Source organism: Microcystis sp. M109S1, assembly GCF_020247025.1.
In the GTDB taxonomy this organism is placed as follows: Bacteria; Cyanobacteriota; Cyanobacteriia; order Cyanobacteriales; family Microcystaceae; genus Microcystis.
This window is the reverse complement of the sequence record NZ_JADBRW010000157.1, coordinates 1-2,928: the sequence shown is the minus strand read 5'-3', so window position 1 is coordinate 2,928 and position 2,928 is coordinate 1. Positions and strand designations below refer to the sequence as shown.

Below are 2,928 nucleotides of genomic sequence, written 5' to 3'. Positions count from 1 at the left end.
TGTGGTCAAAAAGTCCCTAAATCTCTATCTACGAGAACCCATATTTGTCCCCATTGTGGCTATGTAGAAGATAGAGATATTAACGCCGCTATCAACATTCTCAAAAAGGGACTAAGTACGGTAGGGCATACCGAAACTAATGCGCTTGGGGAGAGATTCCCTCTGGTTTGGTTGGATACGTCCTGCCAGATTAAGGAAACTCAGTGAACCAAGAATCCCTCGCTTTTAGCGATGGGAGTGTCAATGAAAATTGAAAACTTAAAACTTAAACCTGATCACTGATAACTGATAACTGATAACTGATAACTGATAACCCCCTGAATGAAAGATTTATTCCTTTACACTTGCTGGTTAATTCCCATTTATGGCTTAATTGGTTCGATTTTAACCCTACCTTGGTCTTTAGGCATTATTAGTCGCACCGGTCCGCGGCCGGCCGCTTATATTAACCTATTGATGACCGTCTTAGGGTTAATACACGGATCGATCGCTTTTAATCAAATTTGGCATCGAGAGACGATTAAACTGACTTTTGAATGGGTAAAAGTGGCCGATCTTAGTTTATCCCTTTCGATCGAACTTTCTCCCGTCAGTTTGGGGACGCTGGAAGTGATTACCCTAATCAGTCTCCTGGCCCAAATATATGCCCTTGGCTACATGGAAAAGGATTGGTCTTTGGCGAGATTTTATGGCTTAATGGGCTTTTTTGAGGCAGCTTTGGGGGGAATTGCCCTGAGTGACTCTCTACTATTCAGTTACGCTTTCCTAGAGATGTTAACGGTCTCTACCTATCTCCTCGTCGGTTTTTGGTATGCCCAACCTTTGGTAGTAACCGCGGCGCGAGATGCCTTTTTAACCAAGCGCGTCGGCGATATTATTTTATTGATGGGTTTGGTGGCTCTGTCCAGTTACGGAGAAGGATTGAGTTTTTCTCAGTTAGAAAATTGGGCAGTAAATAACCCTGTAGGACCTCTGACGGCGACTTTGTTAGGATTAGCCCTTATTGCCGGTCCAACGGGTAAATGCGCCCAATTTCCCCTGAATTTGTGGCTAGATGAGGCGATGGAGGGACCCAATCCAGCCGGAATCATGCGGAATTCGATCGTGGTTTCGGCGGGGGCTTATGTTTTAATTAAGCTGCAGCCAGTGTTTACCCTATCTCCGATCGCTGCCAATGTTTTAATAGTGTTGGGGACAATGACGGCAATTGGTACGTCTCTGATGGCGTTGTCCCAAATTGATATTAAACGGGTTTTATGCCACTCCACCAGTGCCTATCTCGGTTTGGTCTTTATTGCGGTGGGATTAGGTCATGTGGATATCGCTTTACTAATTCTATTCTCCCATGCGGTCGCAAAAGCCCTATTGTTTATGAGCGCAGGAGCCTTAATTCTCACCACCAGTAACCAGAATATCACGGAAATGGGGGGAATTTGGGCAAGAATGCCGGCTACGACCACGGCTTTTTTAGCAGGTTCCGCGGGGATGACGGTTTTAATGCCCCTGGGGATGTTTTGGACGTTAAAACGGTGGTTAAGTGGTGAATGGGCGATTCCTTGGTGGTTATTAGCGGTTTTAATCTTTGTTAATTGTCTTAGCATCATCAATCTCACGCGGGTATTTCGTTTAGTCTTTTTGGGACAAACCCAAAGTAAGACCCATCGCACCCCGGAAGTGGCTTGGCCGATGGCTTTGCCCATGGTAGCATTGATTTTAATCGCTTTATTGGCCCCGATTATTCCCCTACGTTGGGATTTTTGGCTATCTTTCACCAATCCCCTCCTTAATAACCGGAGTTTTACTATTGTCTGGGGTTTTCCCTTACTGATAGCCTCTGGAGTAATTGGCCTAGTTATCGGGTCAATGGTAGAGTTAAGACGAGCTTGGGCGAGACCAACTGGGTTAATCCTGCGATTCTTGCAGGATTTGTTCGCTTATGACTTCTATCTCGATCGCATCTATCAGTTTACCGTGGTTTTAGCGGTGGGGAGCTTGTCAAAAATTACCGCTTGGCTCGATCGTTATATTATTGATGGTCTGGTTAATTTGGTCAGTTTAGCGACGATTTTTAGCGGCAGTGCCTTAAAGTATAATGTTTCTGGTCAATCGCAGTTTTATGTCTTGACTATTCTATTCGGAATAGGGGGATTAATCTGGCTCTTATTAAACGGTCAATGGTCACTGATAACTGATTATTGGTCATCCCTTTTGACTCGTTGAACCCCTTATAGAAAAGGTACTGCATTAATTATAGCGAATCGAATCAAGCCGGCAATTGCAGTTGACCCATGCCTTTGTTCTTAAACCTGACTCAAACAGAAAATCTTCGAATAGATGGGCAGCTTTGGATGGACTTTCTTGAATCGCAAGCTGGGATAGCTTGGGTCTTCTTTGAATTGCCGATAGGCTTTACGAGTCTGCTCTTGAATCGGTTTTGGAAGATCAGCAAACATCTGCCGAAAACGAGCAGTGGTACAAGACTTCACAACGTTTCTGGGTCTAATTCTTGAGTCTTACCCGATCGATGTTCTGCCATTGCTTCGGCTGCTAGTTTAGCCAGCAAGTTTGGTGAGCGGGCAAAGGAGTCATCCCATCGCTGCTCTTCCTCGAGTTCTGCCAAAATTAGGGATGCGATCGCGTCCTGTTGATCGGTTGACAAGGTTTTTAATTGGGCGATCGCCTGCTCAAGTCGTTCAGTCATGTTCTTTAAAGCCTCGGTTCTTTTCTAGGAAGACGGGAGCGAGACAAAATTTCGCAATTTGCTTATCCCTCTTGATATGTTAAAACTATAGTGATTAGGCTTATCAACTCCGCTTATGGATGAAAGCTTTGAATGGGATGAAGATAAAAATCGTTTAAACCAACAGAAACACGATGTTTCCTTTGAATTAGCCCAATACGCATTTTTTGACCCCAACAGAGTTATCG

General features: G+C 44.5%; 4 protein-coding genes. 3 read left to right on the top strand and 1 reads right to left on the bottom strand.

Annotation, left to right across the window (positions count from 1 at the left end):
* Positions 1-207: zinc ribbon domain-containing protein (locus IM322_RS07520; RefSeq protein ID WP_287699070.1), on the top strand; the 207-nt coding region annotated here is incomplete at its 5' end.
* A 114-nt stretch (positions 208-321) separates the two neighbouring features.
* Entirely contained in the window at positions 322-2,220 is a 1,899-nt protein-coding gene (locus IM322_RS07515) for an NAD(P)H-quinone oxidoreductase subunit F (protein ID WP_287672978.1), read from the top strand.
* Positions 2,221-2,482: 262 nt separating this feature from the next.
* Here the strand turns inward: IM322_RS07515 and IM322_RS07510 are convergent, their stop codons facing one another.
* Complete coding sequence (locus IM322_RS07510; RefSeq protein WP_287672976.1) at positions 2,483-2,701, bottom strand: hypothetical protein; 219 nt, start codon at positions 2,699-2,701, stop codon at positions 2,483-2,485.
* 115 nt (positions 2,702-2,816) lie between these two features.
* On the opposite strand from IM322_RS07510, the gene IM322_RS07505 reads away from it, so the two are divergent.
* The coding region (locus tag IM322_RS07505; RefSeq protein ID WP_287672979.1) for a BrnT family toxin at positions 2,817-2,928 on the top strand (112 nt) is incomplete at its 3' end.

Coding starts and splice junctions, on each gene's coding strand:
- IM322_RS07515 (WP_287672978.1), top strand. CDS start 322: ATGAAAGATTTATTCCTTTACACTTGCTGGTTAATTCCCATTTATGGC.
- IM322_RS07510 (WP_287672976.1), bottom strand. CDS start 2,701: ATGACTGAACGACTTGAGCAGGCGATCGCCCAATTAAAAACCTTGTCA.